Genomic DNA, 15,412 nt, shown 5'->3' with positions numbered 1-15,412 from the left:
CCGCTGCGGCCGGTCAGCCGCGGCGCACCAGTTTCATGCCGTTGGCGCGGCCGGTGTAGGCCACCATGCCGGTGATCTTGCCGGCATGGTTGCGTTCCAGCCGGACCACCAGACTGCTGGCGCTGAAGGCGTCGGCGAACACATTGCTCATCGGCATCTCGCCGAAGCGCGGCACCGTCAACCACAGCTTGCCGTCCTTGAGTTTCATGACGAAGGTGGCGTTCAGTTCGGCGCTGTAGTAGCTGCCGGCGACGGCGGCCAGCTGTTCCGGCTTCATGCTGCCGGCGCTGACCCGTTCGAAGCGGGCCGCCGGTTCGCCCGGACGCTCGACCACCAGCGTGCGGTCGGTGATGGTGGCCGGCTTGGCGGTGCGCTTGGGGTCGCGCATGAAGCGGCCTTCGCCGACCGGCAGCAGTTCCTGCTTCATGCCCGGCCCGGTGTACCACAGCTTGCCGTCCAGCGCCTCGACCCGGCGCAGCATGCCTTCGCGCGCGTTCCAGTAGACGCCGGCATAGCGGGCCGGATCGGCCAGCGGCACGGCCTGCGCTTCGGCGGCGGCCGCCGCCACCGGGAATTCGCCGGCCGCGTAGATGTCGGCCACCCGGCGCGCCAGGCTGCTCGGGTCGAGGTCGGGGCGGTTGCACAGCACGGCCACGCCCAGCTTCAGCTTCGGCAGGCGCAGCAGTTCCGCCTTGTAGCCGGCGAAGGCGCCGGCGTGCGACACCACGTCCAGGCCGCGATAGTTGTCCAGCATCAGGCCGCGCGCATAGTTCAGCGGGGTGCCGTCGTTGAGCTTGCCCACGGCCTGCAGCTGCTCGACCAGCTGGGCGCCGCCGACCTTGGGCTGGTAGAAATTGGCGTCCCACTTGGCCAGGTCGGCCACGGTGGACTGGACCGCGCCGTCGCCGGTATGTTCCCAGTTCGACATCAGCAGCGCAAAGCTGGCGGGGCCGTTTGGACGGTAGGCGGTGGCGCGCCGCGGCACCACCGTGTCGTGGTCGTCGAGGATGCGGGTATCGCTCATGCCCAGCGGCTCGAAGATGCGCGCCTTGGCGAAGGCGGCCATGCTGCCGCCGCTGACTTTTTCGACGATCTGGGCCAGCAGCAGGTAGCCGGTGTTGCTGTAGGCGTAGGCGCTGCCGGGCTGGAAGTTCAGGCCCTGCTGGCGCGCGACGTCGGCCACGGCCTCTTCGTTGGTGCTGACGTCGCCCAGGGCCACGCCTCTCAAGTTCATCAGCAGCAGATAGTCGCGCAGGCCGCTGGTGTGGTGCAGCAGGTGGTCGACGGTGATCGGCGTGCCGTAGTCCGGCAGTTGCGGCAGGTAGCGGCGGATGTCGTCGTCCAGTTTGAGCTTGCCGTCCTGCACCAGCAGCAGGATGGCGGCGGCGGTGAATTGCTTCGAGGTCGAGCCGAGGTCGAAGACGGTGTGTTGCGCATCGATGGCGACGCCGTACTCAAGGCTGGCGGCGCCGTAGCCTTGTTCCAGCAGCGGCTTGCCATCGCGCCAGGCGGAGACGGCGCAACCGGGCGCGTCGGCCTTGGCGTAGGGGGCGAACAGGGTCGCGACCTGCTCGACGGGCGTGGCGGCGCCGGCGGCATGGGCCAGGACCAGGGCGGACAGCAGCAGGGACAGGCGGGTAGGGTTTTTCATGGTGATCTCCGTTGTGGTTAGGTGTTGTAGTGAAGTATAACACCGGCACTGATGGGGATGTCAACATTGAAATTAATTAATTTGTGGAATGGGGTATGCTGGCGATATGCCGCATTCGAACGCCAAGCCCGGTCCCCGTTTCTGGCGGGACGCCAACCTGCCCCACATCGAGGCGCGGGCGGTGGGCGATGGGCGCAAGCTGGGCTACGCCAGGCACTCGCACGAGACGTTTTCGATCGGCGTGATCCGGGATGGCCACACCAACTACCTCAACCAGTCATCGCGCCAGCTGGTGGGGCCGGGCGCTGTCGTGCTGATGAATCCGGGCGATGTGCACGCCTGCAATCCGGTGGGCGATGAGACCTGGTCGTATCGCATGCTGTATGTCGACCGCGGCTGGCTGGCCGGCTTGCAGCGGGAATGGGGCTTCAGCGCCAATGCCGACTTCCGCCCCTACGCGGCGACCATGAGCACGGCGCCGGCGCTGTACGCGGGCTTCAACCATTTTTACGAGGTGTTGACTGCCGGCGGCTCCGACCATCTGCTGCGGCAGTGCGCGGCCGTGAGCTTCTTCGAGCAGGTCCAGTCCGGCCTCGATCCGGCCGCCCTGGTCGAGCGCGAAGCGAACCGCAAGCTCGAACGCGCGGCCGACTACATCAACGACAATTGTGCTGCGGCGCTGAGGCTGGAGGATATCTGCGGCGCCGCCGGGCTCTCGCCCTCGTACCTGATCCGCGCCTTCAGGAAGCGCTACGGCATGACGCCGCACGCCTACCTGCTGAACCGCCGCATCCAGCTGGCGCGCGGCTTGCTCAAGGAGGGCAGGGCGATTGCCGAGGTCGCGCTGGAGACGGGCTTTGTCGACCAGGCGCATTTCCAGCGCATCTTCAAGCAACTGCTGGCGGCGACGCCGGGACAGTACCTGCGCTGAGCAGCAGGTAGGCGGCGCTGGCCGCCAGCAGCAGCGCCATGGCGCGGTTAAACCAGCGCATGACGGCGGGATCGCCCAGGCGGCGGCGCAGGAAGGTGCCGGCATAGGCCCAGCAGGCGATCGACAGGTAGCAGATCACGAAGTACAGCGCCGCGAACTGCCACACCAGCACGGCGTCGCCGTCGGCGGCAAACGCGCCCATGCCCGCCACCGACGCCACCCAGGCTTTGGGATTGAGCCATTGCATGGCGGCGCCGGCCGCCAGCGACGGCCCCCCGGCGCCGCCGGCCAGCGACAGCGCGCCGTCGTCGCGCGCCAGCTTCCACGCCATGAACAGCAGGAAGGCCACGCCGGCCAGCTGTATCGCCCGCGTCAGGGCCGGCAGTTGGGTCAGCAGTTCATGCAGGCCCAGGCCGGTCAACAGCAGCAAGGCGGTGAAGCCAACGGTGGCGCCGGTGACGTGGCGCATGCTGGCGCGCAAGCCGTGCTGCGCCCCGCTGCTGAGGGCGACGATGTTGACCGGGCCGGGGGTGATCGACGAGGCCAGGGCGAAGGCCGCCATGGAAATCAGGATGCTCATAGTTGCGTATCTCCGGTAAGAATGAATCATGCCGGAGCGACGATACGCGGCGCGCGCAGCGCCGTATTGTAGAAAACAACCCTTCAGCAGGCGCGGATCACGCAGCCATGCGCGGCCAGCTTGCCGTGCGCCTGGTCCCAGCCATCGGCATACAGCACCGGGCCGGCCGGGGCCTCCAGCGTCACCGGCCGGTCCGACAGATTGGCCAGCACCGTGATGGCGCCGGCGCCACTGCCGCGCCGCATGCCGATCACGCCTGGCGGCAGTTCCTCGATGAACGCGGTGGCGTCCTGGCGCAAGGCCGGATGGGCGCGCCGCAAGGCCAGCAAGGCGCTGTAGTGCTTGTGCATGGCGGGGTTGAAGGCGCCCCAGTCGAGCCGGTAGCGGTCGAACAGCACCGTCCAGTCGCGCCAGCTCGGTTCGTCGAACTCCTGGCCCATCAGGATGTGCGGCACGCCATCCATGGTCAGCAGCAGCGCCGCCGCCGCGCGGTGGGCGCCGGCGCCGAGCACCTTGCTGGCGCGCGGTTGTTCCTTGTCTTCCAGCCAGCGCATGCGCAGCGCGCCGCGCGGGAAGCTGTAGGTCGACTCTTTCCAGTACAGGGCAAAGGCGGACGCGTCGGCCTGGCCGCAGGCGACGCGGCGCAGCATCTCGCGCGTGCCGCCTTCATAGGTCAGGTCGCAGCTGTGCAGGTGATGGAATTCGTCGTAGGACTGCGAGATCAGCGCGATGTCGGGCCGCAGCGCCGCCAGCGCGCCGCGGATCTCGGCCAGGAAATCGGTGGGCGTGATGTCGGAATCGTCCAGGCGCAAGCCGTCGAAGCCGTAGCGGCCGACCCAGCGCCGCATGGCCGCGATCAGCTCGGTGCGCAGCGCGCGCTTGCTGAAATCGAAGCCGGCGAAGTACTCGCGTTGCGGCACCGCGTAAAAGACCTGGCCGTCGGCGTCGCGGGTGTACCAGTCGGGATGGGCGGCGGTCCAGGGATGGTCGGCGCTGCTGCGGTTGAGCGTCCAGTCGAACACCACGCGCATGCCGCGCGCGTGGATGGCGTCGACCAGCGCCTGCAGGGCGGTCTCCTCGCCCAGCGCCGGATCGATGGCGTCGAAGTCGAGCACCGCGTAGGGATCGCCCAGCGTGCCGCGCCGTCCCTGCAGGCCGATCGGATGGATGGGCATCATCCAGATCACGCTGACGCCCAGTTGTTCCAGATAGTCGAGACGGGCGCGCACGCCGTCGAAATCGCCGCCGAAAGCGGGCACCGACAGCTGGTAGATCACCGCCTCGCGCAGCCACGCGGGACTGGCCAGCGCCTGATGGCGGCGGTAGAGCGGGCCGGCCGCGTCGGCGTCCAGCCCGCGCTGGCGCATCAGCACGTCGCCATGCTCATCCACCGTCAGGCAGGAATTGTTCTGGCCATCCTCGGAGATCCAGGGATTGGCGGGATCCGGTATCCAGTGCGTGCCATCGACGACGAATTTGTACAGGTGGCGGCCGGCGGCGATCGGCAGCATGCCTACCCAGCGGCCGGGTGCCACTTGCTCGAGCTGGCAGGCGTCGCCTGCCCAGCAGTTGAAAGTACCAGCCAGCGCGACGCTGCGCAGTCCCGGCGCGCCCTGGTAACGAAAGCGGATGCCTGCTGCGCAGCGTTGGGGCAGTTGTTCGGGGGAGGTCTGGAATTGGATGTTCATTGTGTTATTCAACTACAAAAATGTATTTAAGTAAATAAATATCCCGTTGATATGTGAGTTTTCACAATTTGATAATGTAGTTTAGGTACTTTATGGGGCGGTCTTGATACGGCGCAACGGCTGTGATTATTTGATAGTTTTGACTGGGCAGAAAGCGCACATACTTAAGGTCTTGCCCGGTAGATTATTCTTCGAGGTGACACCTATGATGTTCAGCAATATGTCGGCACGCCGCTTTGGTTTGCCGTCCGCCCGCCTCCCTCCGCGATTACCTGTCATGTACCTGGCCATCTTCTTTGTGGTGCTGGTGTGCAGCTCGCTGATCGGCACCCATGTATGGCTGACCGCGCACGCCCGCAGCGTGCAACTGAACGAATCGGAAATCGCCGCCGCCAACCTCGCGGAAGCCCTGGGGCAGCATGCTTATGACACGATCAAGGAAGCCGATACGGTCCTGGTCGGACTGGTGGAGCGGCTTGAAAACGACGGCAAGCTGGAGCTTGAGCTGGACCGCTTCCATACCCTGCTGGAGCGCCGGGTTGCGGAGTTGCCGCAACTGCACGGCCTCTTTGTTTATGGCGACGATGGGCGCTGGCTGGTCAATTCCCAGCACGTGCTGCTGAAGGGGCAAAACAACTCGGATCGCGAGTATTTCATCTACCACCGCGAGCATGCGGATCGGGGCGTGCATATCGGCCCGCCCGTGCGCAGCAAATCAACCGGGGATTGGATCGTCACGGTGTCGCGCCGTTTCAACCAGGCGGACGGCGCCTTTGGCGGGGTGGTGCTGGCGACCATCAATATGGACTATTTCCAGAAATTCTTCCAGCGTTTCAAAATCGGCCAGGATGGCGCGATTCAGCTGGTGCTGGATGACGGCATCTTGCTGGTGCGCCGGCCATTCAACGAACAATCGCTGGGCAGGGATATTTCCAAATTGCCGCTGTTCCATGATTACTTGCCCAAGGCCGCGGTCGGCACCGTCACGTTCACCTCGGCGCAGGACGGCGTGACGCGGATCAACAGCTACCGGCGCCTGGAAGCCTATCCGCTGGTGGTCTCCGCCGCCTTGTCCAGGGATGAAGTGCTGGCGCAATGGCGGGCCGATGCCTATCTCTACAGCGGCGGCGTCGTCATCCTGGTGCTGGTGATCTGCCTGCTGGGAATTCGGCTGGTGCGGCAGATTAATTTGCGGACACAGGCGGAGGCGGAACTGGTGCATACGCGCAATTCGCTGGTGACGCTGAATCAAACGCTGGAGCGCCTGGCGATGCAGGATGGCTTGACCGGCCTGTCCAATCGTCGCCATTTTGATGCCTCGCTGAAGAACGAATTCAGCCGGGCGATGCGCGGCGCCAGCTCGCTGGCGCTGATCATGATCGATGTCGATTCCTTCAAGCAGTACAACGATATCTTCGGCCATGCCGCGGGCGACGAGTGCCTGAGGGCGATCAGCAAGGTGGTCGCCGACTGCAAGCACCGGCCCGGCGATATCGCCGCCCGTTACGGCGGCGAGGAGCTGGTGGTGCTGCTGCCGGGGACGGATGTGGCGGGGGCGCTGGCGGTCGCCGAAACGATACGCGCGGCGATCGAAGAACTGAACATCAAGCATCCCGGCAACGCCACCGGGCACGTGACGGTCAGCGCCGGGGTCGAAGCCTTCGCGCCGGTGCGCTTCGAGACCGAGCCGGTCGAACTCATCAAGGCGGCCGACCAGGCGCTGTACCGGGCCAAGTCCCTGGGGCGCAACCGCGTCCATTCGAACATCATCGATCGGGAAGTGCGATTGGCTTCCAGCCTGGGTGTGGCTGGGTAGGCGTCGCAGCGACTTGGCCGCCGCTGGTTCGGCGTTTGAATGCAAGGTGAAATTGCATTACACTTTGATGCATCAGACGACGAGGACGACATCATGGCGGTATTGACTGTTACTGCGCGCGGGCAAGTTACGCTGAAGAAGGAAGTGCTGCAGCATTTGGGCATCAGGCCCGGCGATAAAATTGAACTCGACTTGTTGCCGAATGCAAGAGGCATACTTAAGGCCGCCCAGCCAGATGGAACGATAGGCGGGTTTGTTGGCCTGCTCGCTGAGCGGACAAAGAAAGTCGCGACCCTGGAAGAAATCAGCGAGGCGTCCGAACAAGGCTGGGCCGACAACACATGAAGGTAACGGTAGATACGAACGTCCTCGTTCGGGCTGTTGTCCAGGATGAACCCTTGCAAGCACAGGCCGCAGCCAAGATTTTGACAGATGCGACACTGATCGCGGTAGCCTTGCCCTGCCTGTGCGAATTTGTTTGGGTCCTACGTAAGGTCTATGCGTTCCAAGCGGCCGATGCGGCCTTGGCTATTCGCGCGCTAAGCGCTACCGCCAACGTGGAAATGAATCGACCCGCCGTTGAAGCCGGCCTGGCGGTGCTTGACGCTGGCGGTGACTTCGCCGACGGCGTTATAGCCTACGAAGGCCAATGGCTAGGTGCCGAGACATTTGTCTCCTTTGATAAGGAGGCGGTTGCATTGCTCATCGCGCGGGGGCAATCGGCGCGCCAGTTGTAAGTTGGCTGGCCGATCTCCGTTCCCGACAGCGAGGACGCTATTCCTTGGGCGGCGCCGCCGGCGCGATTAGCGTTGCGGGACGACGATCACGGTGTCGCCGGTCTTGCCTTTGGCGCCGGTGTCGCCTTTGACGCCGTCGTAGCCGGGAGCGCCGACCTCGCCCTTGGCGCCGGCCTCACCCTTGGTGCCATCGACACCGGGAACGCCGCTGTCGCCGGTCTGGCCGGTGGCGCCGGTGGCGCCAGGGCGGGCCTCAGCGCCGGTGGCGCCAGTCGCGCCGGCAGCGCCGGTAGCGCCGGCGGGGCCGGCGACCACTTGCACCACGGGTGGCGGTGCCTGGCGCTGGCAGGCGGCCAGGACGAAGGTGGCGGTGAGGGCGAGCAAGATCAGGGTACGTTTCATGATAAATCCTTAGTCAGTGACTGCGCCGCGGCATGCGGGGGTCTGAATGCAGCATGCGCCGACCCGCCGCCCTGGTCCGTGCGGTTCAGTACATAGCGGACTCACCCTGTGAAATGCGCCGAGATCGGCTGTTCGGTGGCGTCGAGCACAAAGCCGCGCGCGTCCGCGAACGCGGCGCCAAATGTCGGGCGCTGCGCGATGCGTGACAGGTAGCGCTCGAATATCCCGTCGCGACACAAGCCATAGGCGCGCGCCCAGAAAATGGTATGTCCCACGATGCAATCGGCTGCGGTGAATTTCTGCCCGCAGATAAACGGCGTCTGCTCCAGCCGCGCAAGCAACTGGGGTTCGATTTCATCGCGGAACTTCTTACGGTAGCGCGCCGCCGTCCGCGGGTCGCGCTGCGCGGCCGGCAAGACATGCTCGTGGGCGCGAATTTGCCATAGCACCATGTCGACCCAGGTTGATCCGAAGTGCAGCATTTGCAGATAGTCGGCGCGCTCGGTCGAGGCCTCCGGGGAAGGCGCCAGGCCGGCGTCGGGGAAGGCGTCTGCCAGAAAGGCGACCATGGCGGCGCTTTCGAACATGTGCTGCGATGCGCCGTTGTCCCAGGTAATCTCCAGCACCGGCACACCGTGGTTGGGATTCAGGCGCAGGAACTCGGCGGAATACTGCACGGCGGCGTAAAGGTCGACGTGCTCGACTTCAAAGGCATCGCCCAGGACCTCGTGCAACATCCATTTGGTGCGGGTGCTGCGGCTGGCGGGGGAGTGGTACAGCTTCAGGTGTTTAATTAACAAGATGGTCTCCTTGGGTAGAAGGCCACAGTCTGGCGTTTCGCAGCGCGCCGGTGAAGTATCATATTTGACATTTTTTATGTCAAAATAGACAAATGAAGATCATTACGGTTCTGGTGTTGGATGGCGTGTTCGACAGCAGCTTGTCGATTACGCTGGATACCTTGCATGCGGCGCAGTCGATACTTGCGGCGCGCAGCGGCGCGCCGCAAGTGCAGGTCAGGACCATTGCCGCCAAGGCGCACGTCACAACCGGCGCCGGCATGCGGATGAAGGCCGACCTCCAGTTCAAGACCGTCAAACAGCAGGCGTCGGACTGGATCATTGTGCCAGGCCTGGGCCACCGTTCGGACCAGGCGCTGAGCGATGGTTTTGCGCGCCGCGATACCATGCAGGCGATGCGCTGGCTGGCTGCGGCGGGCGCCGGCAAGACCAGGATTGCGGCCTCATGCAGTGCGGTGTTTTTGCTGGCGCAGGCCGGCTTGCTCGACGGCCGCAAGGCGACCACGGCGTGGTGGCTGGCCCCGGCGTTCCGCGCGCGCTATCCGGCGGTGACGCTCGACGAAGCGCGCATGCTGGTGCGCGACGGACCGTGCCTGACGGCGGGCGCCGCCTTGTCGCAGCTGGATTTGATGCTGGCCATCGTGTCGGAGGTGTTCGGCGAGTCGGTGGCGCATTGGTGTTCGCGCTATCTGCTGATCGACCAGCGCTCGTCGCAGGCGCGCTACATGATGCGCGACCACCTGGAGCATGAAGACCCGGCGGTGATCGCGGCGGAGCGCTGGATCGATGCGCGTCTGGCGCAGCCGATGACGGTGACGGCGCTGTCGTCCGCGCTGGCGCTGTCGCCCAAGACGCTGGCGCGGCGCATCGAGGCGGCGACCGGCGTCTCGCCGATCAAGTTCATTCAAAGGCGGCGTTTGTCGCGCGCCGCGCATTTGCTGGAAACGACGGCGCTCTCGATCGAAGCGGTCGCGGCGCAGGTCGGCTATCAGGACAGCACCGCCTTGCGCAAATTGATCAAGCGCGAGTTTGGCGTGACGCCGAGTACTTTGCGCTGATGGCATGCGCGCTCTCCAGGCGTTGCCCGTGCTGTTGCAGCCATGCGCGCGGCGAGTGGCCGGTGCGCGCCGCGAACGCGCGCGATAGCGCCGACGCGTTGGCGTAGCCCAGCTCGCCGGCCAGCACGGCGATCGAACGCCCGCCGCTCAAGCCGGCCTGCGCCAGCGCGATGCGCCAATCGGTCAGGTAGTCGGCCGGCGTTTGTCCCAGCACCTGGCGGAAGCGGTTGGAAAACGCGGTGCGCGACATGCCGGCGCAGAGCGCCATGCGTTCCACCGGCCACGCCTCGGACGGGCAACGGTGCATCGCCACCAGCGCGCGCGCCAGGCGCGGATCGGACAGGCCCATGATCATCCCCGTCTGGATGCCGGCTTCCTGCGGGTGATCGAGCAGCCAGCGCAGCAACTGGATCAAGACCACTTCAAACAGGCGATCGGCCAACAAGGGCTGACCGCAGCGCACCCGCTCTGTTTCGGCGAACAGCAGCGCCAACGCCGCCTCCAGGCCATCGATGCGCGCCAGCGGCAAGGCGATCAGCGCCGGCAGGGCGCGCGCCAGCGGGCTGGCCGGCCCGCCCTCGAAATTCACCGTCGCACAGGTGAAGTCGGCGCCGTCGAGCGGTGGATTGTGAAACCAATGGTGGGCCGGGCGCGGGTAGAACAGCAGCGTTGGCTCGCTCAGCACCACGCGGGCCGGCAAGCTCGTCTCGCCCGGATGGCTCACTTCCAGGCTGCCGCGCCGCAGCACATGCAGGTAGCCGTGGCCGCTGGAGGCGTCGAAGCGCTGCAGGCCGCACAGCGTGCCGGAATAGGACAGGCGGGCGCGCACCCGGAAATGTTCGAGCAGGCCGGAAAGGCGGTCTATGGTTGGCGGCGTCATATTGTATGAATTGGTATGTATTGTGAACAATAGGTATCCAATTGTACGCCCGGCGTCAGCATACTGCAGGTCCCCAACCATTCAATTCCTGGAGAACCGTATGAAAAAAAATCTATTGATGCTCACCTCGCTGGCACTGTGCTGGTCCGTTGCGGTCGGCGCCGCCGCGCACGACACTCACCGACTAGGCATCCAGGCGGCAGGCAACCAGGCCGTCACCGCGCCGTTCGACATCGTGCATGCCAAGATCAGCACCGAAGGCAATGTCGCCACCTTCCACCTCGCCGTCACCGGCAATGCGGGGGCCAGCAAGCCTGCCGCCACGGGCGCGCTGGCCGGCAGCCGGGTGTTCAGCTATGTCTGGCCGACCACGCTCGATCCCTCGGTGGTGGGCTTTGAAGCCAAGAGCGGCATCCTGGCCCTGGCGGTGACCTCGCATCCGGACTTCGACGACACGCCGCTGTTCCCGGCGCCGCTGGGCGCCTGGCACTCGCACTGGGTGGTGCTGCAAAACGACGATAGCTGCGGCAAGGGGGCGCTGAAAGTGGTCGACATCCCGTCCGGCAGCAAGCCCAAACTGCCCAAGACCTGGCCCGGCTTGCCGATCCTGATCGACAGCCCTGGCTGGGCGCCGGTGTTCAAGGGCGACAGCCTGGAGGTGCGGGTGCCGTTTGACGACATCGGCGTGCTCAGCACAGCCCGTTTCGATGGCGTGACGGCGGGCTTGCGCGTCAACGCCAGCGTCCACGCGCCGCTGCTGTGCGTCGCCGACGTGTTCAAGATTGCGTCGGGTGACTTGTCGCTGCCGGGTAAGGTTAATCAATAGGGCGGGAAACTGCGCTATCCTCGCAGTTTTACTCTCGATACTGCGAGCCGGCGCTGCACAAGGCGCGCACCGCGGCCGCGACATTTAACGACGTTCGAAAGGATATGGCATGAAACAACTTAAGCGCATGGTGACCGGATCGGTGTTCGCCTTTGCTGGCATGGCTTGCGCGGCGCCGTCGACGGCCGTGGAGGCCCAAGCCGTAGTCCAGCAACAGTTGAACGCCTATAACGCCCATGACATCCGGGCGTTCATGGCGACCTATGCCCCCAATGCGGAGGTATTTGAATTTCCGGCCAAACCGCTGATGAAAGGTACAGCGCAAATCCAGGAGTTCTATGAAACGAAGCGCTTCAACGACGCCCGCCTGCATGCGACGGTGGACAAGCGCATCGTCATGGGCAATGTGGTGATCGACTACGAACAAGTCAGCAACACCCAAGCCGGCGGTCCGGGCCGGGCGGAAGCGATTGCCATTTACGAGGTCAATGACGGCAAGATTAGCAAGCTGACGTTGATTCGAGGTAGCGCGAGCCTGGACAAGCAATAGCCGGCAGCTGGACCTCGGCGCAAGGATGTTCCATCAGCGCGCCAGTTCCAGCTTTTTGCGCGTCAAATCATCGAACCTGAACCACAGGTTCTTGCGTTCCAGCGGCGTGGCGTCGGGCAGCGAAGGATTGTTCAGTTCGATGACGCGGCGTTCGCTCAAACGGGCCTGTTTGATCGCCTCGGCGAAATGGTGAAAATACAGCTTGTCGAAAGAGCCGTCGGCGATGCTGGCCTCCAATCCCCGCTGCACTTCCTCCGCCAGCGCGCCATTGCGCGGGTTGACGAAAAAATAGATCGCGGCCGGGTAGTGGATGACAATATTGGGATCGATGACCAGCCCGCGGCGTCCCTTGATGGCCGCTTGCGCTTCTAGCAGCGAGAGCGGCAGATAATCGACCCTGCCGCTGGCGAGCGTATTGAACAGGCTTTCGTGCGACGACACCGAGTGTGTCTGCAAGCCATTGTGGCGCAGGATGGCGAGGTCCGGCCAGTCGTGGCCTTGCACGGCGCGAAAACGCTTCAAATCCGCCAGGCTGCCGACCCGGTCGAACTGGTGGGCCCGGCTCGCCGTGAGCACGGCGACCCGCCAGCCGATCAGCCCCTTGGTGATGGGGATTCTGACCGGCAGCAGTTTCGACTCGCGCTCGCTGGACGTCATCGTCGCCATGATGTCGACTTCCCCGTGCTCGAGTCCGATTTCCAGCAAGGCCCGGTCTTGCATCATGCGCATCGGCGTCAGCGCAACGGTGTGCTTGCCGCCGGCTTTTTTCAGCGCCAGCTGGAGTAGTTCCAGCGCATAGTCGCTGCCGCCGTCCTCGCGCGGGTAGCGGACCTCCGCTGCCTGGACCGTGAGCGTCGCCTGCAGGCAAAGCAGGGCGCAGCATAGCCGGAGCCAGCGGCGTGACCGCGCCACGGGGGGCTCAGCGTTGGGGGCTGCATGGATGGTCGAGGGCATGGTGTAGGTTATTCCATTCGAATGTGGCTTGCTGCTTGATTCTAACAGTTGGCCTGGCGCCACGCCGATGGCGTTTCCTTTTGCAAATGATGGGCCAGGCGTGCAAACTCAAGGGGTTGCAACCAGAGTGCGCGCCATGATTGAATCTGCTTGGTTCGGAAGGCTGTCTGTGGCGACGCGGATGTCCGGCGTGGCCGCCATCGGCTTGGTGCTGGGCGCGCTGGCGCCGGGGCCGGCCTGCGCCCAAGGGGCTGGCGCGACGCTCGACGTGGTGACCATCACGGCAAAAAAACGCCCGCAGTCCGCGCTCGACGTCAATGCCAGCGTGAGCGTGATCGACGGCGAGCTCATACGTGAAAACAATATCCAGGGCGTGCAGGATTTTTTTGCGCTGGTACCCAACGTCAACGCCCAGCAGAACGGCAACGGCGGCCCGCGCAGCGTGACCATTTCGATGCGCGGCATCAATGACCAGGGCGCCGGCGGCGAGCGCGTGGCGGCGGTCAGCGCTTTTGCCTTGTATGTCGATGAACTCAGCGTGGGCAATGCGGCGACCGATACCGCCAATCCGGCGCTGTATGACATTGAAACGATCGAAGTGCTGCGCGGCCCGCAAGGCACGTATTTTGGACGCAATGCCAGCGGTGGGGCGATCAATATCCAGACCCGCAAGCCGGTGCGGAAACTGTATGGCCAGATCGACCTCGGCGTGGGCACGCAGGGCGCGACGATGAGCAACGGCGTGGTCAACCTGCCGTTGTCGGACACGCTGTTTGTGCGCCAGACGCTGCAAAATCAGCGCGACGGCGGCGCGGTCCGGAACACCTATCCGGGCGGCGCCGGTTCCGGCACCGCGCTGGCCAGCGGCCGCACCGCCTTGCGCTGGCTGCCTGGCCGCGCTGTCACGCTCGACCTGAGCTATATGCAGTCGCACGAAACAGGCGGTATCCAGCCCGTGGTCGCGTCCGGAATGATTCGCAACTGGGGCTATGCCCGTTTTCCGCTCGATGCCGGTTTCATCGGCCGCACCGGGCTGTATCCGGACAATGTGAGCCAGGCCTACGTGGACGCGCCGGCGCATACCGCCAATGACGCCAGCGTCGCCAGCGTGCGCGCGGAAGTGCGCTTCGATAGTTTCGCCTTGAGTTCCGTGACCGGGCTGAGCAGAGGGCGCTCGGCGTCCTACCAGGACCTCGACGGCAGCGGGCTCACCCTGATCGACCGCGCCAGCACGTTCCGCGCGGCGTCGCGCAGCCAGGAGCTGCGCCTGCGTTCGCTGGGCGAGCGCGCGGTCGAATGGCTGGCGGGCGCCTACGTGTATGCCGACGCCAACGACTTCGACAACGCCATCCTGATCAAGAGCGTGATTTTCTCCTGGGTGCCGGGCGATGTCGCCAACCAAAACAATATCCATATCCGGCGCGGCGGCAGCGCCTTCTTTGGCGACCTGAGCTGGAACGCCACGCCGTACTCCACCTTCAACGCCGGCGCGCGCTACGCCCGCGACCGCGACCATCAGTACTGGACCAATGTGTATGCGGCCAACAGCGCCTTGTCGCTGCGCGCCGACGACCATGGCGTGCCGCAGCCGGGAGCGGTGTATTACCCGGTCGACGGCGACGCGCTGCGCAGCGGCGGCCGGTCGGCGCAAACCATCGGCACCGACGGGCGCAACAGCGGCAGCGACCTGTCGCCGCATCTGGCGTGGAATTACAAGCTGCATGCCGATGTCCGGCTATACGGCTCGGTGTCGCGCGGCTACAAGGCGGCCGGGGTGCGCGTCAATCCGGACTCCGGCCTGGACTTCCCCAACATCAGCCGCTACGGCAAGGAAAGCGTGACCAGCTACGAGGCCGGGGTCAAGGGCCTGTTTTTTGGCCATACGCGGCTGGAAGCGGCGCTGTTCGACATGGAGTGGCGCGATTTCCAGGTGCATATCAATCAAAGCTGGTGCCGCCTGGCCAATGGCGTGACGGTGGAGGACACCGGCGCGGTCGCTTGCGTGAGCGGCCCCATCCCGGTCGACCGCATCGTCAATGCCCGGCGGGCCCGCACGCGCGGCGCCGAACTGGCTTGGCGCACGCGGCTGAGCGGCGCCTTCAGCGCGGGTGGCGCGCTGGGCCTGCTCGACGCCCAATTCATCGACTACCGGAACTCGCCCAACGGCGACGCCTCGGGTTCCGACATCAACGGCGCGCCGCACCGCACGGCGACCTTGTTCGGGCAATGGGATGGCACGGCGGGGCGGGACAGTTATTACCTGCGGCCCGAGCTCAACTACAAGAGCGCTTACCGGAACGTGGTCGCGCCGGCCAGCCATGTGTACGCCTTTGGCGAATACATCGCGCCCCGCACGCTGTGGCATCTGCGCGCCGGCTATGCACGGGGGCGCGCCAGCTGGTCCCTGAGCGCGGAAAACCTGTTCGCCAAAAAATACTACACGGCGTTCCAGGAATCGGTTGCCGGCCGCAAGGTCGACGTGCACCCGCGCACCATCATGCTCAGGTTGAGCGTCAATACGGACTGACGGTATATCATG

Annotated in this window: 15 protein-coding genes; 8 read left to right on the top strand and 7 right to left on the bottom strand. The window is 65.1% G+C overall.

The genetic code is table 11. The annotated features are described in order from the left end of the window. Nucleotides 1–13: 13 nt before the first annotated feature. Nucleotides 14–1,651: a serine hydrolase domain-containing protein gene (locus AC07OK_RS21450; RefSeq protein ID WP_494692187.1), complete on the bottom strand. Its 1,638-nt coding sequence runs from the start codon at nt 1,649–1,651 to the stop codon at nt 14–16. Between the two features lie 106 nt (nt 1,652–1,757). On the opposite strand from AC07OK_RS21450, the gene AC07OK_RS21445 reads away from it, so the two are divergent. Then, the gene (locus tag AC07OK_RS21445) at nt 1,758–2,582 is read left to right on the top strand and encodes an AraC family transcriptional regulator (protein ID WP_494692186.1); all 825 of its coding nucleotides are present in this window, start codon (nt 1,758–1,760) and stop codon (nt 2,580–2,582) included. Here the strand turns inward: AC07OK_RS21445 and AC07OK_RS21440 are convergent. Beyond that, nucleotides 2,539–3,162, bottom strand: coding sequence for a LysE family translocator (locus AC07OK_RS21440; RefSeq protein ID WP_494692185.1), 624 nt, complete (start codon nt 3,160–3,162; stop codon nt 2,539–2,541). The genes AC07OK_RS21445 and AC07OK_RS21440 overlap by 44 nt on opposite strands. Before the next feature lie 83 nt (nt 3,163–3,245). After that, nucleotides 3,246–4,850 carry an alpha-amylase family glycosyl hydrolase gene (locus AC07OK_RS21435; RefSeq protein ID WP_494692184.1) on the bottom strand — a complete coding sequence of 535 codons (1,605 nt, stop codon included), beginning with the start codon at nt 4,848–4,850 and terminating at the stop codon, nt 3,246–3,248. Between the two features lie 277 nt (nt 4,851–5,127). Between AC07OK_RS21435 and AC07OK_RS21430 the strand changes: the two genes are divergently transcribed. From AC07OK_RS21430 to AC07OK_RS21420, 3 genes are all read left to right on the top strand, one after another. Beyond that, nucleotides 5,128–6,666: a sensor domain-containing diguanylate cyclase gene (locus tag AC07OK_RS21430; protein WP_494692183.1), complete on the top strand. Its 1,539-nt coding sequence runs from the start codon at nt 5,128–5,130 to the stop codon at nt 6,664–6,666. A gap of 93 nt (nt 6,667–6,759) precedes the next feature. After that, a complete protein-coding gene (locus AC07OK_RS21425) occupies nt 6,760–7,011 on the top strand; it encodes an AbrB/MazE/SpoVT family DNA-binding domain-containing protein (RefSeq protein WP_494692222.1) in 252 nt (83 codons plus the stop codon). Continuing rightward, a complete protein-coding gene (locus AC07OK_RS21420) occupies nt 7,008–7,403 on the top strand; it encodes a type II toxin-antitoxin system VapC family toxin (protein ID WP_494692182.1) in 396 nt (131 codons plus the stop codon). Before AC07OK_RS21425 ends, AC07OK_RS21420 begins: the two co-directional genes overlap by 4 nt. A gap of 66 nt (nt 7,404–7,469) precedes the next feature. On the opposite strand, the gene AC07OK_RS21415 is transcribed toward AC07OK_RS21420, so the two are convergent. Beyond that, entirely contained in the window at nt 7,470–7,805 is a 336-nt protein-coding gene (locus AC07OK_RS21415) for a collagen-like triple helix repeat-containing protein (protein WP_494692181.1), read from the bottom strand. 101 nt (nt 7,806–7,906) lie between these two features. Beyond that, nucleotides 7,907–8,605 (bottom strand): glutathione S-transferase family protein, encoded by a 699-nt coding sequence (locus AC07OK_RS21410; protein ID WP_494692180.1) that lies wholly within the window; start codon nt 8,603–8,605, stop codon nt 7,907–7,909. A gap of 92 nt (nt 8,606–8,697) precedes the next feature. Here AC07OK_RS21410 and AC07OK_RS21405 point away from each other — a divergent pair, with 92 nt between their 5' ends. Beyond that, complete coding sequence (locus tag AC07OK_RS21405) at nt 8,698–9,663, top strand: GlxA family transcriptional regulator (RefSeq protein WP_494692179.1); 966 nt, start codon at nt 8,698–8,700, stop codon at nt 9,661–9,663. On the opposite strand, the gene AC07OK_RS21400 is transcribed toward AC07OK_RS21405, so the two are convergent. Further along, the gene (locus AC07OK_RS21400; RefSeq protein WP_494692178.1) at nt 9,623–10,543 is read right to left on the bottom strand and encodes a cupin domain-containing protein; all 921 of its coding nucleotides are present in this window, start codon (nt 10,541–10,543) and stop codon (nt 9,623–9,625) included. The genes AC07OK_RS21405 and AC07OK_RS21400 overlap by 41 nt on opposite strands. A gap of 100 nt (nt 10,544–10,643) precedes the next feature. On the opposite strand from AC07OK_RS21400, the gene AC07OK_RS21395 reads away from it, so the two are divergent. Together AC07OK_RS21395 and AC07OK_RS21390 are read left to right on the top strand one after the other, a co-directional pair. Then, nucleotides 10,644–11,369 (top strand): hypothetical protein, encoded by a 726-nt coding sequence (locus tag AC07OK_RS21395; RefSeq protein WP_494692177.1) that lies wholly within the window; start codon nt 10,644–10,646, stop codon nt 11,367–11,369. Nucleotides 11,370–11,478: 109 nt separating this feature from the next. After that, entirely contained in the window at nt 11,479–11,919 is a 441-nt protein-coding gene (locus tag AC07OK_RS21390) for a nuclear transport factor 2 family protein (protein ID WP_494692176.1), read from the top strand. A gap of 33 nt (nt 11,920–11,952) precedes the next feature. Here the strand turns inward: AC07OK_RS21390 and AC07OK_RS21385 are convergent, their stop codons facing one another. After that, complete coding sequence (locus tag AC07OK_RS21385) at nt 11,953–12,873, bottom strand: substrate-binding periplasmic protein (RefSeq protein WP_494692175.1); 921 nt, start codon at nt 12,871–12,873, stop codon at nt 11,953–11,955. Between the two features lie 181 nt (nt 12,874–13,054). Between AC07OK_RS21385 and AC07OK_RS21380 the strand changes: the two genes are divergently transcribed. Continuing rightward, nucleotides 13,055–15,400 carry a TonB-dependent receptor gene (locus AC07OK_RS21380; RefSeq protein WP_494692174.1) on the top strand — a complete coding sequence of 782 codons (2,346 nt, stop codon included), beginning with the start codon at nt 13,055–13,057 and terminating at the stop codon, nt 15,398–15,400. Nucleotides 15,401–15,412: the final 12 nt, after the last annotated feature.

The organism is Duganella sp. GW821-FHT07G03, assembly GCF_059418605.1.
The sequence above is the reverse complement of the archived record's forward strand: the minus strand, read 5'-3'. Positions and strand labels throughout refer to the sequence as shown.

What these genes read in the sequence shown, in the direction of transcription:
- AC07OK_RS21450 (WP_494692187.1), bottom strand. Translation starts at nt 1,651, where the DNA reads ATGAAAAACCCTACCCGCCTGTCCCTGCTGCTGTCCGCCCTGGTCCTG.
- AC07OK_RS21445 (WP_494692186.1), top strand. Translation starts at nt 1,758, where the DNA reads ATGCCGCATTCGAACGCCAAGCCCGGTCCCCGTTTCTGGCGGGACGCC.
- AC07OK_RS21440 (WP_494692185.1), bottom strand. Translation starts at nt 3,162, where the DNA reads ATGAGCATCCTGATTTCCATGGCGGCCTTCGCCCTGGCCTCGTCGATC.
- AC07OK_RS21435 (WP_494692184.1), bottom strand. Translation starts at nt 4,850, where the DNA reads ATGAACATCCAATTCCAGACCTCCCCCGAACAACTGCCCCAACGCTGC.
- AC07OK_RS21430 (WP_494692183.1), top strand. Translation starts at nt 5,128, where the DNA reads ATGTACCTGGCCATCTTCTTTGTGGTGCTGGTGTGCAGCTCGCTGATC.
- AC07OK_RS21425 (WP_494692222.1), top strand. Translation starts at nt 6,760, where the DNA reads ATGGCGGTATTGACTGTTACTGCGCGCGGGCAAGTTACGCTGAAGAAG.
- AC07OK_RS21420 (WP_494692182.1), top strand. Translation starts at nt 7,008, where the DNA reads ATGAAGGTAACGGTAGATACGAACGTCCTCGTTCGGGCTGTTGTCCAG.
- AC07OK_RS21415 (WP_494692181.1), bottom strand. Translation starts at nt 7,805, where the DNA reads ATGAAACGTACCCTGATCTTGCTCGCCCTCACCGCCACCTTCGTCCTG.
- AC07OK_RS21405 (WP_494692179.1), top strand. Translation starts at nt 8,698, where the DNA reads ATGAAGATCATTACGGTTCTGGTGTTGGATGGCGTGTTCGACAGCAGC.
- AC07OK_RS21400 (WP_494692178.1), bottom strand. Translation starts at nt 10,543, where the DNA reads ATGACGCCGCCAACCATAGACCGCCTTTCCGGCCTGCTCGAACATTTC.
- AC07OK_RS21395 (WP_494692177.1), top strand. Translation starts at nt 10,644, where the DNA reads ATGAAAAAAAATCTATTGATGCTCACCTCGCTGGCACTGTGCTGGTCC.
- AC07OK_RS21390 (WP_494692176.1), top strand. Translation starts at nt 11,479, where the DNA reads ATGAAACAACTTAAGCGCATGGTGACCGGATCGGTGTTCGCCTTTGCT.
- AC07OK_RS21385 (WP_494692175.1), bottom strand. Translation starts at nt 12,873, where the DNA reads ATGCCCTCGACCATCCATGCAGCCCCCAACGCTGAGCCCCCCGTGGCG.
- AC07OK_RS21380 (WP_494692174.1), top strand. Translation starts at nt 13,055, where the DNA reads ATGTCCGGCGTGGCCGCCATCGGCTTGGTGCTGGGCGCGCTGGCGCCG.